General features: G+C 49.0%; 1 protein-coding gene. It reads right to left on the bottom strand.

Annotation, left to right across the window (positions count from 1 at the left end; genetic code table 11):
* Positions 1-333: 333 nt before the first annotated feature.
* Positions 334-572: hypothetical protein (locus tag CHY22_RS10105; RefSeq protein ID WP_168170441.1), on the bottom strand; the 239-nt coding region annotated here is incomplete at its 5' end.

Raw genomic sequence — 572 nt, 5'->3', positions numbered from 1 at the left:
GCGGCAAGGAGATATATTGCCAGACCGGAGGGGCGCCGGGGGCGGGAATCGCGAACTCCATATTTTGTTCACAAATAAATTAACTGGGCTCCGAATTGCTCAGAGTCACACATATGGTCATAAACCATGGACAGACCGTATGACCTCGGGAATCTTGCTGCCCACTGTAGACATAGCATCTTTATACCCTCGTCGGTCTCTGCTAGTTAGCCCGTCATAAATTGAAGGACAACGTTAACAAACCTATAAAACGCCAGCGGGGGCTCTATCACTAATTAGATAGAGCCCCCGCTGGCGGAGTGTATTTGATTGAAACAATACCCCTTAATTGATTTACTGGAAATAAGAAGCAAAAGAACCGTCCGGATATACGTGGCGACAGAACCCTAGAGCCGACTGAGCGCCAACAGAAAGCGACATAAACAAAAAGATCGGCTCTACCTCAACGCAGATGACAACGATGCCCTCGACTAAAGCCAATCCGAGCACTCCTAAAACGGATAGGGCAAATGTCGCATAAAACGCAAAAAAGGGGGAGGCCGCGAGGCCTCCCCCTTCTTCAATCTCGATGA

Origin of the sequence: Collinsella sp. TF06-26, assembly GCF_002232035.1 — a bacterium.
In the GTDB taxonomy this organism is placed as follows: Bacteria; Actinomycetota; Coriobacteriia; order Coriobacteriales; family Coriobacteriaceae; genus Collinsella.
Note: the sequence above shows the minus strand (reverse complement) of the source record. Positions and strands in the feature narration are given on the sequence as shown.